This is a genomic window from Phycisphaerales bacterium, assembly GCA_016716475.1.
Taxonomy (GTDB): Bacteria; Planctomycetota; Phycisphaerae; order UBA1845; family Fen-1342; genus JADJWG01.
The window spans coordinates 617238-637115 of record JADJWG010000002.1; the positions used below are offsets into that span (position 1 = coordinate 617238).

General features: G+C 63.8%; 14 protein-coding genes, 1 tRNA gene and 3 pseudogenes. 9 read left to right on the top strand and 9 right to left on the bottom strand.

What is annotated here, in order from left to right:
• Positions 1–288: 288 nt before the first annotated feature.
• The 3 genes from IPM18_10265 (at position 289) to IPM18_10275 (ending at position 2473) form a co-directional block, all read left to right on the top strand.
• Positions 289–1203: a DUF502 domain-containing protein gene (locus tag IPM18_10265; protein ID MBK9119968.1), complete on the top strand. Its 915-nt coding sequence runs from the start codon at positions 289–291 to the stop codon at positions 1201–1203.
• A gap of 28 nt (positions 1204–1231) precedes the next feature.
• Positions 1232–1609 (top strand): nucleotide pyrophosphohydrolase, encoded by a 378-nt coding sequence (locus IPM18_10270; protein ID MBK9119969.1) that lies wholly within the window; start codon positions 1232–1234, stop codon positions 1607–1609.
• A gap of 342 nt (positions 1610–1951) precedes the next feature.
• Positions 1952–2473 (top strand): PEP-CTERM sorting domain-containing protein, encoded by a 522-nt coding sequence (locus IPM18_10275; GenBank protein ID MBK9119970.1) that lies wholly within the window; start codon positions 1952–1954, stop codon positions 2471–2473.
• Positions 2474–2565: 92 nt separating this feature from the next.
• On the opposite strand, the gene IPM18_10280 is transcribed toward IPM18_10275, so the two are convergent.
• The gene (locus tag IPM18_10280; protein ID MBK9119971.1) at positions 2566–3210 is read right to left on the bottom strand and encodes a sugar transferase; all 645 of its coding nucleotides are present in this window, start codon (positions 3208–3210) and stop codon (positions 2566–2568) included.
• A gap of 223 nt (positions 3211–3433) precedes the next feature.
• Between IPM18_10280 and IPM18_10285 the strand changes: the two genes are divergently transcribed.
• Positions 3434–3505, top strand: a tRNA-Gly gene (locus tag IPM18_10285).
• Between the two features lie 238 nt (positions 3506–3743).
• Here IPM18_10285 and IPM18_10290 read toward each other — a convergent pair.
• The 5 genes and pseudogenes from IPM18_10290 to IPM18_10310 form a co-directional block, all read right to left on the bottom strand.
• Positions 3744–4685 carry a WD40 repeat domain-containing protein gene (locus IPM18_10290; protein ID MBK9119972.1) on the bottom strand — a complete coding sequence of 314 codons (942 nt, stop codon included), beginning with the start codon at positions 4683–4685 and terminating at the stop codon, positions 3744–3746.
• Between the two features lie 220 nt (positions 4686–4905).
• A pseudogene (locus IPM18_10295) lies at positions 4906–5859 on the bottom strand (hypothetical protein).
• Positions 5860–5940: 81 nt separating this feature from the next.
• A pseudogene (locus IPM18_10300) lies at positions 5941–6828 on the bottom strand (serine/threonine protein kinase).
• 103 nt (positions 6829–6931) lie between these two features.
• Positions 6932–7552 carry a sigma-70 family RNA polymerase sigma factor gene (locus IPM18_10305; GenBank protein MBK9119973.1) on the bottom strand — a complete coding sequence of 207 codons (621 nt, stop codon included), beginning with the start codon at positions 7550–7552 and terminating at the stop codon, positions 6932–6934.
• Between the two features lie 931 nt (positions 7553–8483).
• Positions 8484–11087: a hypothetical protein gene (locus tag IPM18_10310; protein MBK9119974.1), complete on the bottom strand. Its 2604-nt coding sequence runs from the start codon at positions 11085–11087 to the stop codon at positions 8484–8486.
• 464 nt (positions 11088–11551) lie between these two features.
• Here IPM18_10310 and IPM18_10315 point away from each other — a divergent pair, with 464 nt between their 5' ends.
• On the top strand, positions 11552–12913 hold the full coding sequence (locus tag IPM18_10315; GenBank protein ID MBK9119975.1) for a PQQ-dependent sugar dehydrogenase: 1362 nt from the start codon (positions 11552–11554) through the stop codon (positions 12911–12913).
• A gap of 37 nt (positions 12914–12950) precedes the next feature.
• Here the strand turns inward: IPM18_10315 and IPM18_10320 are convergent, their stop codons facing one another.
• Entirely contained in the window at positions 12951–13637 is a 687-nt protein-coding gene (locus IPM18_10320; protein ID MBK9119976.1) for a response regulator transcription factor, read from the bottom strand.
• Positions 13638–13999: 362 nt separating this feature from the next.
• Here IPM18_10320 and IPM18_10325 point away from each other — a divergent pair, with 362 nt between their 5' ends.
• Positions 14000–15100: a family 10 glycosylhydrolase gene (locus tag IPM18_10325; protein MBK9119977.1), complete on the top strand. Its 1101-nt coding sequence runs from the start codon at positions 14000–14002 to the stop codon at positions 15098–15100.
• A 16-nt stretch (positions 15101–15116) separates the two neighbouring features.
• Here the strand turns inward: IPM18_10325 and IPM18_10330 are convergent, their stop codons facing one another.
• On the bottom strand, positions 15117–15965 hold the full coding sequence (locus tag IPM18_10330; GenBank protein MBK9119978.1) for a hypothetical protein: 849 nt from the start codon (positions 15963–15965) through the stop codon (positions 15117–15119).
• A gap of 139 nt (positions 15966–16104) precedes the next feature.
• Positions 16105–18294 (bottom strand): BatA domain-containing protein, encoded by a 2190-nt coding sequence (locus IPM18_10335; protein MBK9119979.1) that lies wholly within the window; start codon positions 18292–18294, stop codon positions 16105–16107.
• 154 nt (positions 18295–18448) lie between these two features.
• Here IPM18_10335 and IPM18_10340 point away from each other — a divergent pair, with 154 nt between their 5' ends.
• The 3 genes and pseudogenes from IPM18_10340 (at position 18449) to IPM18_10350 (ending at position 19798) form a co-directional block, all read left to right on the top strand.
• Positions 18449–18913, top strand: a complete 465-nt coding sequence (locus IPM18_10340; GenBank protein MBK9119980.1) for a hypothetical protein — start codon at positions 18449–18451, stop codon at positions 18911–18913.
• A gap of 8 nt (positions 18914–18921) precedes the next feature.
• Positions 18922–19329: pseudogene (locus tag IPM18_10345) on the top strand (alpha/beta fold hydrolase).
• A gap of 25 nt (positions 19330–19354) precedes the next feature.
• Positions 19355–19798, top strand: coding sequence for an alpha/beta hydrolase (locus IPM18_10350; GenBank protein MBK9119981.1), 444 nt, complete (start codon positions 19355–19357; stop codon positions 19796–19798).
• Positions 19799–19878: the final 80 nt, after the last annotated feature.

Here is a 19878-nt window from a genome sequence, read left to right on the forward strand (position 1 = left end):
CAGCCGCGGCGCGGAGAGGCGCTCGGACACCCGAAGCGATCGGGCGGAATCGTAGCGGTCACGGAGTAGGGGGGCAACCGGTCATGATCAGGAAACCTGCCACGCGGCGGGGCCGCTTCAATGCCTGCTCCGTGGCGGGTTCCCGGGATGCGGTCAGCATGCCATGACGCCGGCTTCCGTTCTCGTGGCGCGCTCCCCGTTACCCCGCCGCTTGCTACTCGGCCGCCAATCGCTATCGTCTGCCTGCTTGTGGCCCGCGTAGGCCGAACGTGGTGAGGGAGTCGCAACGTGGCTGAGCAACCGTCTGAGACGCCTGGGTCGGATCCGAAGTCGGACCGCGGCACAACCGCCGGGTTCAGCTTGTGGCGGCTTCTGCGGGGCCGGATCACGACCGGCATCTTCACGATTCTTCCGATTCTCGTCACGCTCTGGGTGGTTCGGCTGATTTTCGTATGGATGCGCGATTCATCCCAGTGGATTGTGCGGAAGTGGCTGTTGAGTTACGTCGAGAGCAACAGCCGTGAACCTCCGCCTTTCTTCAGGCGGATTTCCTTCGACTGGGAAACGTGGCAGGCGTGGGAGCGCGCGCGCATGCCCGACCGCTACGACTATTTTCTCGACCTGATGCCTTGGTACTGGCGGCTCAGTGTCGAAGTGACATGCGTGCTGCTCACGATCTTCGTCCTGTACCTGATCGGGCTTTTCGCTGCGAACCTCTTCGGACGTCGCATCATTGAAGCCATCGAGCGGTTGGTGGATCGGCTGCCACTGATCAAGACTATCTACCGCCTGCCGAAGCAGGTCATCTCCACGTTCCAGGCGCAGCAGGCCCAGAGCTTTCGGAAGGCAGCGCTCATCCCGTTCCCGCAGGAAAAGATGCGCTGCGTCGGCTTCATCACGAACACCTTTGTCGACTCCATCACCGGGGAGGAACTCTGCACCGTCTTCATTCCGACGACCCCGAACCCGACGACCGGCTACCTGCAGGTGCTGAAGCGGCGTGACCTTACCGAACTCAACTGGACGATCGAGGATTCGATCCGCATGATCATGTCGGGCGGCATTCTCAAGCCGGATTTCGTAACCCTCGTTCCCAACAAGAACCTCCCGGACGACGTGCCCGAGGGCGTAGGTGCTAGCGCCCTGCCACCGCCGGAGGCACCACCGCCGCCGCCCGGCCCCTTGTCTGCCCCTGGCGCCTAGCGCCGGGGCTCCGCGAATGGAGCAGTTCATGGCCGATGACCATACGACCGTGGCGGCGCTGCGCGAGCAAGTCGCGCGCTTCGTTGCCGAGCGGGAGTGGCAGCCCTATCACGACCCGAAGAATCTCTCCATGGCCCTCGCGATCGAGGCCGCCGAACTCATGGAGCATTTCCAGTGGGTTCGCAGTGACGAGCTGTCGGCGGTGGTGGCCGATCCGGCGAGACGCGCCGAGATTGCGGATGAAGTGGCGGACGTGACCTGCTTCCTGCTGGCCTTCGTCAACGCCCTCGGCGTCGACCTCTCTGCGGCGGTGGACCAGAAACTGCGCAAGAACAAGGTGAAGTACCCCGTCGAGCAATTCCGCGGTCGTTATTACAAGCCAGGCCGTGAGCGCACGGATACCTGAACCCGACCGCGCCTGCTTGTAACCTTCAGGTACCTGGCGCCATGGCCGTCAGCGGAGCAAGATTAATCGAGAATTCTCCCGGGTTCGCACGGTCACGTCCGGAAATGCGCGACGCGCTATCACATTGTGCTGTACATTATAGGCGGAGCATCTGCGAGCGGTTTCAGTGTTGCGGTTCTCCTTAATTCAACGTTGATTCACGCTGCCGAATGAGCTATCAAAGAGTGGTGTCGGGGGAATTGCTGTGTGCGGGATTGGTTGCCGCCCCTGTGCAGACAGCGTGCGTATCAGGTCGATGGTTCGGCGGCATCATTGCAGGAATCCTTGCAGGAGGAGCAGAGAATGCGGAAGCTATTGCTTTCACTGGTATGCGCGTCGGCGGTTGCGACCGCGAACGCGGCGATCATCAACATTGATCTGGCGGGCTGGGAGGCCTGGGGCGGCTACGGCAACGTGGACAATACGACGTTGTCGATTCCTCTGCCTGCCGGCGCCGAGATCGTTGCGGCCGAGTACATCGACCTCGTCTATACAGCCGAGGGTGCGAGCTGGCGCAGTGAACTCGTCTTGTCGCTGAACGACGGTCCGAGCGGTGATTTCTGGGATAGCGATATTGCGGGCGCTCCCGGCAGTCCCGGCGCTTTTGGTCCGGTCAGTGGCCCATTCGCGAACCCGGGTCTCTTCAGCAGCGGTCCCTTCACGGTCTCGACCGGCGAACTGTTCGTCACGGTCTATGACACCTTCAACGACGCTGACCGTGATCAGCTCATCACCTCCGGCACGCTGCGGGTCGAGTGGGTGCCCGAGCCGGCCAGCTTCGCGCTGCTCGGTCTGGGCGCGCTGGCGCTGTTCCGCCGCCGCTAGGCCGAACTAAGCAAGCATGGTGCTGAGAAACGTGGAACGCCCCGGCCGCGCATTTGCGACCGGGGCGTTCCCCTGCATTGTTAGGGGTGAGCTCACCGTGACTCCGGTGGTCTCTCCGGCGGTCCCTCCGACCCACTGTCGCCGCGCCGCTCCCGCTCCTGGGAGTACCGGCGTTCATAGATATCCTGGCGGCGGAACACGCCCAGCACCGTCTCCAGCAGGATGCGCAGATCCAGCCAGGGACCGGCCTGCTCCACGTACTCCACGTCGAGCGCCAACTTTTCCTCGATGGTCAGACTACCCCGGCCGCGCACCTGCGCCAGTCCGGTCAGCCCGGGTTTCATCAACAGCCGTCCCCGCTGCCGAGGCGTCCATTCCGCGATTTGTTGGAGGTAGAGGGGCCGGGGTCCGACCAGAGACATCTCCCCGCGGACCACGTTGACCAGTTGAGGCAGCTCGTCAAGACTTGTTTCACGCAGCCATCGCCCGACCGCGGTGATGCGCGGGTCATCGCGGGCCTGGGGCGAGTCCCCGTAGGGGTCGGTGTCGACCCGCATGGTTCGAAATTTGAGCAGATGGAAGGGCCGAGCCCGCAACCCGGCTCGCACCTGGCGGAAAATGGCCGGGTGGCCGTCGCGGCGAATACGCCATGTGATCCACAGCATCAAAGGTGCGAGAAAAAGCAAGACGACCGCGGCCGTCAGCCGATCGCAAAACCCCTTCAGGGCAAGGTACATGGGACTCGCTGAGCAGGAGACGGGTACAGCGGACAAATCCGGTGGTGAAATCGGCGGTATGCTGGGCGGCCGGGCCATCGGGCGGGAGTGTACCGGCTGCGGCAGGTGGCAGCGACCGCACTGCGGCACACGGTGCTGCAAGGGGGTTGCAGGGCCCCCTTGCCAAGGCCCGCGGGTTGGGATATACCTTAAAGCCCGGTTGCTGAGCGACCGGCAACCCTACGCGGGTGTAGCTCAGTGGTAGAGCGTCACGTTGCCAACGTGAATGTCGTGGGTTCAAGTCCCATCACCCGCTTTTTTCTGGGCTTGGTACCGGGCGGTGCCGGGCATTGACTATTGCCTGCCATGTCCTGCTGAATTCATAGCTGCGGCTGCGACCCTTTCTTCAAATCTGGGACCAAGGTTCCATTTTTACAGGCACACCTTTGGCCGGTTCGCGCCAGGTCCGCGGTGTTGTCCGGGTCAAGCCCTTTGAATCGATGTTCACGGAATGGCCCGGCTGGCGACCGAAGTTTACGACACCGGGAGCACCGTCAGGGCAGTGGTGAGCCGTCCCAAATCACGATCGTGCCCCCCTCCAAGCAACCGAGCAGGCGTTTCCCATCAGGGCTGAGGGCAATGCGGAAGCACGATTGATCGGTCAATTTGAGTACTTGGCGGCCGGTGTGGATGTCCCAGAGACGCAGGTCGTCCCCGGCCGAGAACAGGTGGCGGTCGTCGGGTGCCAAGGCCAGATGCCGCAGTCGAAAGCGCGCGCCGCGCATCGTCTGGAGGCCCGCGCCGCTGTGCAGATCCCACACGCGCACGGTGCCGTCGAGCGAATTGGAGATGATGCGATCCCCGGAAGACGTGTAACACAAGCCCCCGATCGTATCTTCGTGTCCGGTCAGAGTGTGCAAGAGTTGGCCGTCGTCCACGTTCCAGACCCGAATGGCGCAGTCGCGGGCCGATGCTGCGACCTGCCGGCCGTCGGGGCTGAAGGCGATCGCAAAGAGGGTACCCATGACGACCTCGCTCGTTCCGACGAGGAGCTCCAGCAGCATCGTGCCGGTCTCCGGCTCCCAGACACGCAGGAACTGGTCGGTGCCGAGACTCGCGAGCTGGCGGCCATTCGGCGACCAGGCGATCCGGCCGGCACGGCCTTGGTGCGTGTAGATGGCGCTGATGATCTCTCCGGTTGCCACGTCGCGGAACTCGATGTCTGTGCTGGCACCGGAACAAGCGAGCACGCGTCCATCTGGGCTGAACGCGAGGTCAGAGGCCCACTCGCGCGGGGATGCCACGCGCTGTTCCCAAATCGGTTTCTCGGAAGCGGCGTCGTAAAGAACGAGGCGTTGGTCCTCGCCGAAGGTCGCGAACTGATGGCCGTCGGGAGACCACGCGACAACACCTGGACTGTGGCCCACTTCCCGCCGCCCGCGGCCACCACGCAGATTCCAGATCCGCACGTAGCCGTCGGCTGACATGCCCGCCACCCGGGTGGAGTCCGGCGAGAACGCCGTAACGACAGTTGTCGTGGTGGCCCCGAGCAAGCGGCGGGTGCGCTGCCGAGAGGCGCGCGTCCCAGAGCTGAATCCACAGGGAATAGCACTGTGCCAGGTGGCGGCCGTCGGGTGAGTAGCGAAGGTCCCACATCCGGGTGGCCGTATTCGGTTGCGCCTCTGAGACAAACCGCAGCGTGCCGCTCGGCAGTTCCCAACCGCGCAGCCGGCCGTCCCATGCAGCCGTGACGATGTGCGTGCCGTCGGGAGCCAGTGCCACGCCCCGCACTTGCGCGCCATGGCCGCCGAGCGTGAGCAGGTGCATGCCGTCCTCCAGGTTCCAGACGCTCGCGGTGCCGTTGAGGCTACCGAACACGATCAGCCGGCCATCATTGGAGACGTCAGCGGCCACCGGCATCGGCGGCCGAAGTTCGCGTAGGAGAGCACCGGTAGCTGCATCGTGGACGAATGCTCCGTCGCGATATCCGTTTGCGATGATTAGTTTCGTCGAATCGCCGCTGAAGACGATCAGCGTGGTGGCCTGGTCCGGGGACCTGCCGCCGCGGTCGACCTCGTACAGTTGTTGCCAGGTGTCAGTGGCATAGACACGGAAGCGGAAGCTGCGGCCGCCGACGGCCACGCGCGTGCCGTTCGGGGAAAAGCAGGCAGCACCCTGCAATGCGATGTTGCCGACGTCGAGTATTCTCAGCAGTTCGCCGGAATGTGCATCCCAGATCTTCGTCGTGCGTTGAATCGGCGGGAAGCGCCGCAACTCGCACCCGGTCGTCAGCAACAGGCGACCGTCCGGCGAGAAGGCCAGCGGGATCGCCGCTCCGAGATATTCGTGGGCTTTCCAGGCCAGTTCGGACTCGTCTGTAAGACGCTTCAGATGCCAGTATTCCCAGCCGCGCATGTCGGCCGGACACTGTTCGAGGGCCGCGTCCATTTCGATCGGGTTGCCGGTCTCCAGCGCCTTTTCCGCAAGACTGATCGAATTGAAGTACAGCTCCGTGCGCAGGTGTTCGGCCCGTTCCGTCGCCAGGGCCGCACTGTGCTCCGCCCGGACATACAGGAATCCAAGTGCGATCGCCGCGGCGAGAACGATCACAAAGATGGCCGCCGCGAGCCCGACCACAGTGCGGTTTCGTACTACAAATTTATGCAGCATGTACCATTGGCTGTCGCGCCGGGCGGAGATGGGGCGACCTGCCAGGAAGTTGCGCAAGTCGGAGGCGAGTTCGCCCGCGTTCTGGTAGCGCCGCGCCGGATCCTTCGCGAGGCACTTGCGCAGTATGGTCTCGACGTCGAAGGGGACGTGCTCCGCGCCTGGCCGACGGGTGCGGATGGGGTCCGTCGACACAATACTTGCCAGTACCCGGCTGAGGTCACCGTCGACCGGGTACGGAAACGCCTCGTGGAGCGCGCCCCAGAAGACCACCCCCAGCGTGTAGACGTCGGTGCGTACATCGATTGCGCTGGTCTCACCCCGGGCTTGCTCCGGTGCGGCCCATTTGAGCGAGCCCATGAACTGGCCCGTGGTGGTCAGCGTGGCAACGGCCGCCTCCGGATCGAGCAGCTTTGCGAGACCGAAGTCGAGCACGTGCGGCGCGCCCTCCGCATCGACACGAATATTCAGCGGCTTGAGATCGCGATGGATGACGCCGCGCAGGTGGGCGGCATTGACGGCCTCCGCGACACGGGCGCACAGTTCGACACGCTCGCGCAGTGTCAACCGGTTCGCCGTGATGTAGCTGTCGAAAGGCACGCCCTCGATGTAGTCCATGACCACGTAGGAGAGGTTGCCGCTGCGGCCGCTGTCGTGAATGGTTACGATGCCCGGGTGTCGGAGCTGGGCTAGAATGCGCACTTCACGTTCCAGCCGCGCCTGCTCGCTGCTGGTTGCGAGTAGCCCGTGCCGCAGCACTTTGATCGCCACATGGCGACCCGTCGAACGCTGCACGGCCTGGAAGACAATGCCCTGCCCGCCACGGCCAACCTCACAGATGAGGTCATACCCGTCCATCGCAAGCGGCATCGTGACTGCGTCGCGCGAGGCGCGCGGCCCCTCAGTAGCACCGACCGCTTCGCGCGCGCGGCTGATCAGGGCGAGTTCGCGGCGCGTGCTGTCGTCACTCATGCCTGCACAGCCCTTGACGTGGAGTGGCCGAGAGCGCGGACCATATGTCCGTCAGCGACACTCTCCCAACAATTCAGGCGCCTAACCGCGGGTGGGTGTAACGCTAGAAAAACCGGGTTGCGCTCCCCAGCAGCTCCCGCAGGCGCTCGCGGGCCCGGCCGGCCAGCATGTGCACCGCAGCCCGGGAACGACCCATGCGCGCGGCGGTTTCCACGCCCGAGTGGCCCTCCAGGTCCATCAACCGGATCACCTGGGCGTAGTCCGCCGGCAACCTTTGGATGGCAGCGTCGATATGGGTTCGAAGTTCCTCGCGTGACACCGTGCGGCTGGGCGTGGAGGTCGACCCACCCAGCAACTCGCAAAGTTGGACGTAGGAGTCCCCGTTGCTGCCCGATGTAATGCGCCGGGTGACGGGGGGTCGCTTATCCGCCTCCAGGCCGCGAATTGCGTCCAGGAGGTTGTGGCGGGCGATCTGGACCAGCCAGGCCTGAAAGGTTGCTTCGTGTTGGGCGACGCAGCTTCCGATGCGGAGGAACGCATCCACATAGGTGATCTGCATGACATCATCGAGGTCGATTTCGCCCTGCCAGCGGGCGGCGAGCTTGAGTTCGCCACGTGTGGCGGGGCCGAACCGCTCCAGCAATTCTGCGAGGGCATCATCGTCCCCCACCCGCGCCCGACCCAAAATGCACTCGAAGTCCGGCATCGTGCCACTGCCCGGCATGATTTGAGATTCCTCGTTGCGCAGCGGCCCGTTGCTACGCCCTTGAGGGTAAGGCAAGTAACTTTCGGCCCGACACCTCAGATTGTGCCAAATTCCACGCTCGGCGGCAAGCCCCGCGTGGGAAATGAGTGTCGTGCGCACGGGTGGGACTGGTGATCGCACGTATGAGACCGCGGGCTGTGTTGGGGGAGTGTAGATCGCGGAACTACGACGTCTACCGGGAACTGAAGGAGTGGCGCTGCACTATTCCAGCGGCCGCATGTGAGGCAGTTCAGCAAGTGGTACTGAGTTCTAGCGCCACTACGGGTTCCTGCTTGCACCTCGGTACGACTTCCACCGTCTCGAAACAAGTACACCACCCACGGCAGCCAGCACGCTTCCGAGCAGTATGAAGTCATTGCGTCTTGAGGGTCTTGGTCGCTGGAGCGCCGCGAGCAGCGCTGTCACATCCTCGGGCAGGTCAGTCCCGTGGTGCCACACCGGCCCACTGCGAAGCCCGTACCAAGCGTAACCATCCATGGTTTGCAGGAGTATGTTGCGGTCATCAACAGCATATCGAAGTACATGGCGGACTTCTGCCTGTGACAGCCCTCCCGCACCTCCCGTGGGAAGTTGCACAGGTGAAATTCGATTGACGGTGAAGGTGTCGCGGCGCTGTGGATCGTTGCCGATCACCAATTGATGCGGCAACTGCACTGTCCAATCCCCGGCCAGTCGCGTTAACCACGCCCCAGGGCCAGGTGCGGGCTCAATGGCCGCCCCCCCGAAGGCGGCGAGTGCGGCGACGATGCAGAGTATGCCCACGATCGTGTTTCGAGACATGACTTTTGGACTTGCACCGGATGACTCTGAAGCCAACATCTTCCTTCTAGATCAACGCGTGGATGCCACCACCCAACCTCCCCGCCTGGGGTGCAGCCCGTGAAGCGTTTCACTGATTGGATGGCGAGTATGCCACCTGGAGCAGTGCCATGTCACCTAAATCCGTATCTTCATCGCCGTCGAGATCGGCATACAGACAGGGGCCCGGCACGGTGTGATCGGGGCCGGCAAAGCATGCGATGAGAAATTCCACATCGGCGAAGTCGACGATCCCATCACCGTTGAGATCGGAGGGATCGAGTGGCACAAGTGCGACAGTCATCGTCACCATCAACTCGGGCGGTGACTGGCCGTGGTTGAGCCAAAGGTTGTATAGCGTGGAGCCGGCATCGGTGGTGACGTTGTGATCGCGTAAAAATTCAATGTATTCGCGCGTCGTGCTCTGGTAATAGAGCATTACCTCGGCCGTCGCCGCGCTATCTGGAATACCATACGGTGTCACGTCCCAGTGCTGCCCGTCCGCATATGTTGCTCCCACCGGCGAGCCGCCAAACGTCGCGTACGCCGCATTCGTGAACCCGCGTGGCGGAATGCGGTTGTCCTTGTAGATGCGGTTGTTCAAGACGAAATGAAAGGACGGACCGGGTGTCGTACCGGCCAGCGCGGCGACCGTCTCATCCAGCCCCGGCTTGCACTCGTAGACCTTGAGCTCGGCATCGGCGAGAAGCGTCGCGGTGTCCAGGTCGTAAACGCCCGATTCTCCTACAGTGTTCAGGGCCGCGTCGCGGAAACGCACGCTCAGCCAGACCCTCCGTCCCTCCGGGTAACCCGTTGGTAGCTTGTGCCCGCTGTCGTTCGTCACGGTCACTTGCAGGGTACGACCCACCTGCACCGCCTCCAGGCGAGCCGCGTTCTGGAGCATGTACCGGGCGCGAACCACGCCGTCCGCCAGCGCAGCCGCGTCCACCTGCGGATCGGTGGGATAGAGGACCGGGAGCACGGAAGCCATCCACGTGCTGCCGCCGGTCATGTCGTGCAACGGCAGATCGTTGCGGGTCTGCGCAGCCGGAAAGTTGCATCCCTTCCCGGTCACCGCGCGCATGTGGCAATCCTGGCAGGCGGCCACGAACGACCGATTGCCGCCGAACTGCGGCGCGTAGACGCCGGTGGGCGTGTTGTAGTCGCTATGCAGCCATTCGCTGTAGGTCCTTTCGATCGGCATTAGGACTTCAGGAGATACTTCAACCGGTGGCGTATCGAACACATTCGGGTCCCAGGTGTGGTTCGACGTGCGGTGGAACGCACTGTTACTCACGTCGTGGCACGTGCCACACAGCGCGGCCCGCCGGTGGAACGGCGAAACGATAATCTCGTGTCCAAGCGCCGCATCCACGAATGGTCCACGTCGCGACGGCTCCGGGTCGACCACAAACATTCCATTGCCGAACGAAGTCGGCACAGCACCGAGATTGGCGAGAATCTCCGCATCAACTGCTGGACTCTGGCCAGGGACATACACGGGGTCCACCAGTCGGTGGCACAGGTCGCACGATACACCGTGCATGTCGCTGAACAACATGGCGTGGCCGTTGGTCGGAATGGAGCGTCCACCCAGCCAGCCACCGGGAATATGGCACCGAAGGCACAGGTCGCCACTGTCGGGCGCGTCCTGGTTCGCGATGGACATGCAGGCGAGAAAGAGGGGGTCGTGCGAAGCCATGGCCATCATGCTGCCTCGCCAGTTGCGGTACGGCTCGACGGTTGGGGCATAGTTTCCGTGACATGCCACGCAGTTGTCAGGGTGGTTAAGAGGTGCGACTTCCAGTGGCTGCGTGCCAGGCAGGTCGAAGTCGCGGAGTGTAGTCGGGACTGTACCGCCTGGCGGCGACACGACCGTGAACGGTTGTGGGCTGTCGGCCGTACCCACGTTGAGCGTGTTGTCCGTGGCGACGACGCGCACGAGGCCCTGTGTCGTCGGGCGGTTCGGCACGAAAATCACTTGGCTGCCAGAGTTTGTCAGACCGGCCGCGATTGGCCGGAAATTCGCGCCGCCGTCATCTGAGAGGAAAAGGTCGACACGTGCGATGCCGCCCAGATCCGTCGCGGTCCACTGGACCTCGAATGCGGCGTTACCGCTGAGAACCTCGCCGCCCGCGGGTGCCAGCACCGTCACGTCTGGCGGGGTAGTGTCGTCGCCACTCGAAGGGGTGAGGGATCCCATGATTTCGGTGATTTCGACGGCACTGACCTGCTGGATGTTCACCAGTGACAAGCCCGGAAACGTGGGAGTATTCGGGTATGCCGTAGAGGTAACTTCAACAACCGTCGTGTAACCGTCAAGGTCGGCATCGATCTCCTGAACCGAGAAGATGGCTTGCCGCCGCCCGTTCGGGTTGTTCGCGAAGTTCGGCAGCGCCGCCTCCACCCGCAAGCCGTAGGGGTTGCGGGCGCCGCCACCGGAAAAGGAGTAGTGGCATACACCGCAGTGCACCGGACGGCTCGGCACTGTGTCAATCGCGGAGCCCACGGCGTTTGGGTACACCGAAAAGAAGGCATCACGGATGTTGTTGCGGGCTTGCGCCGTCTGAGCGCCAGCCGCGAACAGCGTGAGGCTGGTTGCAACGAGTGCAAACGCGCTGCGGTGCGGCCTGGCGGGCCGGTTGGCCGTTGGTTGGAACTTGATTCGGACGCTGAGGTGTGTTCTGAGCAACATGGCGCACTCCACCATGCGACGTGTCCCAGTTGCAGAATAGCAATAACTATGTGGACCTGTAAAGCGGAAATAAAGACTTTCCGGCTGTGGATACGGAGCTGCGAGATGCTCCTGATCATCCGGTGTTCGAGAACGCGGTCATTGAAGGTTGTTCCGGTCCTCGGATGCTGACCACCCATCGCAGCTCACGAATTCAGTGGGCGCTGTTGTGACTCCGCTGTGAGAAGCTTCGCGAGTTCCGTTACGGCGCGGACGACGAGCACATCCACTCACCGGCCGCACCGACAAACTCCGACCCGGCCGCCTTCTGCCTCCTGTCGCCAGCAAACGCCCCGCGCAGATCTGTGGTATGAATCAGCGGGCGCGTACGCCACGCATGTCGGGGGCCCCTTGACGCCAGCCCTACAATCCCGCGACGCCGGTCGGGCTCCGATCACGCGGTGGCCGGCGAGCTGTATTGGAGGATGGTTCTCGTGGTTCGTATTGATTCATCGCAGATTCGCACCGGGGGATTGATCGTGGGGCTGGCAGCCGTCGCGCTTGGCATCGTCGCGGGTTGCCCACTGCCGACGCCTCCCACCCCCAGCGGCCCGTTGCTGACCCTCACCGAAGTTGCGACAGGGTTGGGTTCGCCCGTTGCGCTGGTCGCGCCAACCGACGGTACGGGACGGCTCCTGATCGTTGAGCAGCGCGGCTTGATTCGCATGGTTGACAGTGCCGGACAGTTGCTCGCAACGCCCTTTCTCGATCTTCAGGACCGTGTCCAGAGCAGCAGTTCGCCGGCGGAAGAGCGCGGGCTACTCGGGCTGGCGCTGCATCCCAGTTATGCCGTCAACGGACGCTTCTTCGTATTCTTCAACACAGCCCCCAGTAACGATGCGCCTACGGGCAGCGCGACCGAAGTGCGCCTGTCCGAGTTTCGCTTGCTGGCCGGAGACGGCAATCGTGGCGACCCCGCCAGCGAGCGTATCCTTCTGCGCATTGCCAAGCCGCAGAACAATCACAACGGCGGCCAACTCGCATTCGGGCCCGACGGCTACTTGTACGTCGGTCTCGGGGATGGCGGCGGTGCGGGCGACGTCGGCTTCGGCCACACACCGGATCTCGGCAACGCGCAGGATACGAGCAACCTGTTCGGCAGCATTCTGCGTCTCAACGTGGACAGCGGGAATCCGTACGCGATCCCGCCCGACAACCCGTTCGTCGCGAGCGCAACCGCCCGTGGGGAGATCTATGCCTACGGCCTGCGGAATCCGTGGCGGTTTTCCTTTGATGTCACGGCGAGCGGCACGCGACTCTTCGTCGCCGACGTGGGCCAGAACCTGATGGAGGAAGTGAACCTCGTCCGCGCGGGCGGCAACTACGGCTGGAATCGTAAGGAAGGCACGCTCTGCTTCGACCCTGCCAATCCGAACAGCCCGCCCGAGATCTGCCTCGACAACGCCCCCGATGGCGCGTTACTGGAGGCGCCCATCCTCGCTTACCGCCACACGGACGCGCTCGGCCGGGCTTTCGGCGCCGCGGTGGTGGGTGGGTACCTGTATCGCGGAACGGCCCTCCCTGGGCTGCGCGGGCGGTACGTGTTCGGCGATTACACCTCCGGTCTCACCGGACCCAACGGCAAGGTCTTCATTGCGTCCGAGGCCGTCGATGGGACGTGGTCGTTTGTGGAGGCGCGCATTGCTGATCGGACCAACGCGCGGTTGGGAGCAGCCGTGCTCGCATTCGGACGAGATGCCCACGGGGAGTTGTATATCCTGACACGCGGTGCACAGGGACCGACAGGCACAACGGGCGCTGTGCATCGCATCGTCGGTTTCGAGTAGCCCCGCCACGCATTGGAGAATCGGCGCCGGACCCGGGCTACGCCACGTGGCAATCGCTCGCGTCCGGCGCTGCGCCGGGCGCTGTGCGGCGGCCACCGGTAGCGGCGGCCTGAATTGCCGCGAGCGGGTTGTCATTGGCCTCTAGCATTACGCTCATTCGCACCAGTTCCGGCAAGGTTTCGGCCCCCATCTTACGCATGGCGCGGGCACGATAGGCCTCAACCGCTTTCCGCGTCAGTCCCAGGCGGACCGCCGTGGTCTTGTTCGGCAGGCCGCTCACGACACACTCCATGACAGCGCGCTCGCGTGCTGCCAGTGTGGCATGACGTGCGGAGAGAATCTGCAGTTGGGCGGCGCGTTGTGACGTATTTCGATCGTGCTCGCACGCCGCGTAGATCCGTTCCAGGACCTCCTGCTCAGGCGCCGGTTTCCCGAAAAAATCGAAGGCCCCCGCACGCATCGCGGCCAGTACGGTCGGGACATCCGGGGCTGAAGTATGCACGATTACGGGTGTTGCCGCCGGTTGGGTCCGCCAATGGCGCAAGAACTCGATCCCGGTCATCTCCGGTAAGCGCATTTCGATCAGAAGGCAGCCGCGTGGGGGTGATTTGCCGGCGGCCAGGAAATCACGCGGCGTAGCAAAGTCGTGACTGTTCAATCCCACCGTGCGGAAAAGCTTCGTCAGGGATTGACGCGTGGCGCGATCCGGGTCTATCAATGACACAGTCGGAAGGAACTCCATGGACGGACGTCCTCCGGGTACGCAACGCTGGCCAACAGGATGGAGTGGAACCCAAGCGCCCCGTCGAGTCGGTCGAGGAATCCCTTCGCGTTCCCCGGTCAGACTCGACCTGTAGTGCCCCAGCGACGCCGGAAACCGCTCATGCTAAAGCACAGTCTACCTCATGGGGTGTGGTCTTGAATACGGGTATTTGCCCCTATAACCATTCAGAATTGCCGGGGATTCCCCGTAGTGCCGGCCTGCTCATGACTGTCCTGCTGCTGATTTCCAGCGCCTGCGATGCACCTCGGAACGTTTCTCCGGGCGAAAATTCCGATCAGGCGACGCACAGCCGGCGCAGTCCGATGCCTCTGCCGCCCCAGACGCGCGCCGTGTGGGTCGCGCGCTTTCACTACGACGATGCGGCGTCGATCGAGCGTGTGCTCGACAACTGTGTCGCGGCCGGCTTTAACACGGTTTACTGGCAGGTACGGGGCGATGCCTCCGTCGCATATCCGTCACGGCTCGAACCCTGGACACGCGAGTACCGCCGTGATGATCCGGGATTTGACCCGTTTGCGGTCGCCGTGGCGGGTGCCCACACCCGCGGCCTGCGCATCGAGGCGTGGGTGAATACCTTGACCGGTTGGGCGGGTCAGGTCCCGCCACCGGAGAACCTCGAGCCACCGCACCTTTACTGGGCGCGGCCAAGTTGGTTCCTGCGCGACGCCACCGGTGCACCCCAGGCCCTGAACTCCCACTACGTGGGGCTCAACCCCTGCCTACCGGCGGTTCGCAATCACATCGCCGCACTTGTTCGCGAGATCGTGACCCGCTACGACGTGGACGGTATCCACCTCGACTACGTGCGCTACGTCTGGGATGACCAGCCCGGAGCGCTGACACGCTATCCGCAGGATCCGCTTACACTGGCACTTTACGCCCACGAAACCGGGCGCCGCCCCACGGACAGCCGAATCGCCTGGGACGCTTGGCGCGCGAACCAGATCACACGCTTGGTTGCGGCTGTGCGGGACGTGATGGACGAGGTGCGCCCCGGCGCCACGTTGACTGCCGCGGTGTGGCGGCATCCAGACGTGGCCTATCGCGAGTATTTGCAGAACGCTGCCCACTGGGTTCGCAGTGGACTCGTCGATGCCATTGCCCCGATGATGTACACCCGCACCACGCCACCGCTTGCAATTTATATCGCGAGCTATGCAGCCGCAGCACCCGGTCAGCGTGTCATCCCCGGCCTGGGGGTCTACATGCTCGAAACCGCGGCCGGGTTGCGTGAGCAGATGCAGCTTGCGAGCGACACCGGCCGCGACTTTGCATGGTTCTCTTACGAATCGATCTTTGACCTGCGGGCTGCGCGCACATCGACCACCCCCGGGGAGCGACAGGCGGCAGAGTTACGGGCCATGCGGCGCAGTGTACTGGCGGAGTTCATGCCGGTGCCGTAGCGCCGCGCGTTGATCCTCAGCGCTGCTCGTTTGCGGAAGATGTCACGGCTGTCGGGCTGTCCACCGCTGTGATACCCGGCAGGCGTGCGAAGCGCTCGAGCAATTGTTCTTCCAGCAGGGCATCCCGCCCGAGTGGTACCCAGATGCGAGCATTGCTGCGCGCCCCACGATCTCCGCGTACGGTCGGGGTATCCTCGTCGAAGATCCGAAGCGCACCGGAGGCCGTGGTAATCTGCCGCTCTGGCACGCTCAAACGGAACTTCTCCACTTGAACACGCACGGTGAACACGGTGTTCGGTGTATCTGTTTCATGATCCGCAGCAGGACGCCCGGCGTCCTGCGACTCCGCAGCGGTCGAGAAGTTGTCCGGCACGGAGGGTGGGCCGAAACTCAGTTCGCGAGCCAGCACCTCGACAGTTACGCGCCTTTGGATGGTGTGCAGACTCGATTCGAGGGCCTGGTATCCGCCCGGTGCGTCAACGCGCCAGAACTCGAACCATTGCCCGCTGGTCGTGGGGGTCGTCACGATCAACCCGCTGGCTCGATCCACATATTCCGGCAGCAGGTCAATCTGTCGCAGGACCGATACCGCGTCGTCGACAAAGATCGGCACGTCCGGGATCTGCAGGGTCCGCTGCGTAGGACTGGTGGGCGGCAGGGGCGCCTGGCAACCTGCCAGCAAGATCAGCAGGCCACCGACGGACAAGTAGCGGGCTCGGTGGGCCACGCGAATGGCGTTGGAGACGAACCTCGGGGCGGAGGGGCCGAATACACCATCTTTCACGTGAATTTGTGTGCGCATGCCGCGATAATAGAGTGGGTAACGGGTCACTGCCAAGCGCGACCGTTGCATGTCGGTCCGCATGCCAGGAATCTTCACAAAAATTCGTCCCGCGCTTACCCCGCTCCGCGGACATATTGCATCCTTGGAGATGGAAGCTGTCGTGTCCCCCTTCGGGAACCCGCGTCATCGGGTGTGGTGACGCGGGTTCTTTGCTTTCCGTCTATGGGCGCTCCGTGTTGGGGGCCCGCTCCACACGGGTCCGTGTACGTGCCGTGAGCATCTCCAGCAGGAACAGGCCGAACAGGGCAGTGGCGAGGAGCATGGCCAAATCGGGTGAGCCCCGGCCGGATTGCCGGCCCACAACGTCATGCACGAATCCTTCTGTGACCGTAACGATTTCCACATCCTCATGGCCGAGCAGGGTACGAAGCTCTGCCACGGTGATCGGTGACGAATCGAACTCGTCGGTAGGCCAGTTCACTGCATAGACCACATCGGGCGCGGCTCTGCTCGTCATGCTCACGCCGTAGAGGCCGGCAGCATCCGTCGGCCAATTTGATTGTGGAACACCATGCTCCAACCGGATCCAGGCGACAGACTCACCCGACTGGTCCAGGCGAGTGACACGGACCAGGCCCGTGGTAGGCAGGGCCGTGAACACGTCGCGCGCCACTGCGTGTGCCAGGAAGGCGGCTGTCGCGGTTGGGGGGCCCACCAACGACTCCACCTCTCGGTGCAACCACAGCAACAACGGTGCAGCCAGGGTACCGAGATCACTCCACTCGGGGTCTACCCCGGTCGCCAGGAGTGTAATGCGACCGGCTCCGAGGGACCGGTACAGCACCGCCGGCAATCCATCCCGAAATGTCGCGGCGATCCGGGTCTCGGGAACGGGCCCCGTGATGCGCAAACGCCGGTGGGCTCGGACCCACTGAAACATGCCCTGTTCTTCCGGTGAGAGCGGCAACGGCACACGTGGGTCCCAATACCAGCCGGTGGCCGGCGAGAGGAGCTCGGGCTGGGGTTGTTCCTCTGCGACCAAGCTGCGCAACCCCGGCCACTCCCCGTCTGCCTCGGCGGGTACCAGCCAGAGGGAGGCACCACGCTGCACCAGAGCGATGAGACCCTCCGTTATAGTGGGATCCCACTCCTGGCCGGCAAAGAGTACGAGCAGCGTTGGTATCTCTACCTCGCTGTAGTCCTGATTGCCGCGCGCAGCGGCTCCTGACTCTCCCGTGACGGCGAAGAGTCGCGCCGAGACTTCGGGTAACGTGAGTACTTCAGCCCGGACGCGCTGCCGTCCTTCCGGAAGTGTCTCTGGTGCGAGCATGTTCTTCAAAATTGCGGTTGCGGGATGGGTATCGTTCGCTCCTGACGGGGGGACAATCCAAACTTCAGGCGTCCGGGCACGCTCAAGGGCCACAAAGTACTGCTGATCGAATGGTTGTCCGTCCTCGGGCTCTGCCGCCACAACCAGCCCGTGTGGGCCGGTGCCGGCAGGTGGCGCCAGCAACGTGACGGTGGCGACCGAACCTGGCGGGACCTCAACAGGTGGGCTGCGGTCTACCGCCGCACCGCCAAAGTGTAAGACCAGGCGTGCGGTCGTGGCTGCGCCGCTGCCCCTGACACTCGCCAGCACCGGTACCTGTGTCGAGCTGGCATGCCGTCGTGTTGCCGCTTCCGCACGGACGACACCGATGTTCCCCGGCAAAGGGGTAGCAGGAATCACGACCCTCACCCGCACCTTCCGCAAAGAGGCGAGTAACGCCGGCTCGACTTCACGCCAGGCCCCGCGCCCCCCGTCTGTGAGAATCAGTAGCTCTGCCACCCCATCGGGTTCGGACAGTGCCAGCCGCGCCGCCGCTCGCAAGGCCCCCGTGAGGGGTCGCGCATGCGGTGGCAGGGGATGGGGGGCGCGCAGCTCGGCGGTAAGGACATCGATCGCGCGGGTGAGCACAGCGCCGACCTGATCGCCGCTGTAGAGCACGGCCAAGCTCCGCGAGGGTGGCCCGGAGCCGAGTTGAACCAGGGATTCCATGACTTGGGCGCGGGCCTCATCGAGAAACGTCCGATCTGAGGAGTACTCTGGGCGGGCCCGCATGCGCACGGCATCGTCGATGATCAGTAACTGGGGACCTGACCTTCCATCAAGGGTGTCCGTTCCCGCCGTGCGACAATTAGGGCCGGCGAGCAGCAGTACCGCCGTCGCCAGCAGTGCGGCACGGGTAAACAACAGCAACAGGTTGCGTACCCGATGTGCGCGTTGACCGCTGGTGAGCGCCGTGCGCATCAGTGCCAGCGCGGGGAACCTCAGCGGGCGCGGCTGCGGCCGCAGCAGCAGATGCACGATCGGCGGCAACGTCAGGGCGAGCAGCCCCCAAAGCAGCATGGGGTAGGCAAATTGGATCATGGCACCACGGGCTCAGCGCCCGCACGAATGATAACGTGACCTCCGAGCTTGTAACGCCATCATCATTTTCCCCTGTACAGGCCGGAGCCGGGTTGCTACCCTCGCAGCTAGAGGATCCGTTCACAATCCCTTGGTCCGGCGGCGCGAATTCAACATGAATGTCGAACCCTTTCAGACGGCCGAAGGCAGCGAATTTCCACATTGTCGCCAGCTTTCGATTTTTCTTGAGAACCGTGTCGGACAATTGCTGCGGATCACGCGGCTGCTGGAAGACGAGCCCGTCCATATTCTCGGGCTCTCGGTCGATGCCTCGGTCGATTGTGCGATCGTGCGCCTGCTGGTTGATCATCCTGACCTGGCTCAGCAGATTCTCAGCGACGCCCGTTTTCCACTGAGCGAGAGCGAGATCCTCGTGGTCGAGCTGCCGACCGGTAAACGCGGGATTCTGACCATCTGCAGTGCCCTCATCTCCGCCGAGGTCAACATCAACTACGTGTATACCGTCTACGTACCTCGCACCCAGCAACCGTGCCTTGCGATCCAAGTCGACAACCTGCCAGCTTCGATCCCGGTTCTGCAGGCCAAGAAGTTCCGCGTGCTCGATCAGAGCGAACTGTAGAGCAAGCGATGCGCCCACCTCGCTTGCCGCCCGAACTGCACGCATGGCGTATGTCGGACGGCTACACCCTGCACGGCCGCCTCTGGCAGCCACCGCCGGATGTCCCGCTACGCGGAGCGGTACTCTATCTGCATGGCATCCAATCGCACGGGGGTTGGTTTGAGCCCTCTGCCGCTGTACTTGCCGAGCGCGGCATCGCCGTCCTCCTGCCGGATCGGCGCGGGAGTGGGCGGAATGCGCCTCCACGGGGGGACGTACGTTCCGGGCAGCGCTGGCTCGCTGATCTCGACGAGTTGTACAGCGCGCTCCAGGCACGCTGGCCCGGCGTCGAAACGGGAATCGTCGGAGTGAGTTGGGGGGGCAAGCTGGCCGCGGCCTGGAGCTTGCGCCGGCCTGCGGCCTGTGCGCCTGCTATTGGTCACGCCCGGGATCTTCGCGGCCGTGGATGTCGGCTGGGCAGTACGCCTGCGAATTGCCACGGCGCTGTTGTTTCGCCCTGCGGCGCCCTTCGAGATCCCCCTCTCAGATCCGGCGCTCTTCACCGCGAACCCGGCTGCTCAGGAGTTCATCGCCGCGGACACCGACAAGTTGACCCACGCCACAGCGCGTTTTTTCTTTCACTCCCTGCAGTTGGATCGCGCGGTGCAGTCCGCGCCGCGCCGTGCGTTGGCGCCCGAGGTCACACTATACCTCGCCGAGTACGACCGCATCATCCGCAACGAGCCCACGGTTGCGTGGGTGCAACGGGTTGCAGCCCACGCCGCACGCGTCCATCTGTTTCCCGGTACCAGTCACACGTTGGAGTTCGAGCCGGAACCGGCGGCATTCCTGGATGCGGTGGGGGGCTGGGCAGATCGCTTCGGCGCCCCGGGCGGGTGCGCATGATCCATGGCCGGCCGGCTGGCCGCCAATGTGCGGTTTTTGGCCATTCTTCCGGGCGGAGTTAACGCGCAGCGGGGCACCGC

Bases quoted from the DNA above. Each gene is read 5' to 3' on its own strand.
- IPM18_10270 (MBK9119969.1), top strand. From the start codon at position 1,232: ATGGCCGATGACCATACGACCGTGGCGGCGCTGCGCGAGCAAGTCGCG.
- IPM18_10275 (MBK9119970.1), top strand. From the start codon at position 1,952: ATGCGGAAGCTATTGCTTTCACTGGTATGCGCGTCGGCGGTTGCGACC.
- IPM18_10280 (MBK9119971.1), bottom strand. From the start codon at position 3,210: ATGTACCTTGCCCTGAAGGGGTTTTGCGATCGGCTGACGGCCGCGGTC.
- IPM18_10305 (MBK9119973.1), bottom strand. From the start codon at position 7,552: ATGCCGGGCAGTGGCACGATGCCGGACTTCGAGTGCATTTTGGGTCGG.
- IPM18_10310 (MBK9119974.1), bottom strand. From the start codon at position 11,087: ATGTTGCTCAGAACACACCTCAGCGTCCGAATCAAGTTCCAACCAACG.
- IPM18_10315 (MBK9119975.1), top strand. From the start codon at position 11,552: ATGGTTCTCGTGGTTCGTATTGATTCATCGCAGATTCGCACCGGGGGA.
- IPM18_10325 (MBK9119977.1), top strand. From the start codon at position 14,000: ATGCCTCTGCCGCCCCAGACGCGCGCCGTGTGGGTCGCGCGCTTTCAC.
- IPM18_10330 (MBK9119978.1), bottom strand. From the start codon at position 15,965: ATGCGGACCGACATGCAACGGTCGCGCTTGGCAGTGACCCGTTACCCA.
- IPM18_10335 (MBK9119979.1), bottom strand. From the start codon at position 18,294: ATGATCCAATTTGCCTACCCCATGCTGCTTTGGGGGCTGCTCGCCCTG.
- IPM18_10340 (MBK9119980.1), top strand. From the start codon at position 18,449: ATGAATGTCGAACCCTTTCAGACGGCCGAAGGCAGCGAATTTCCACAT.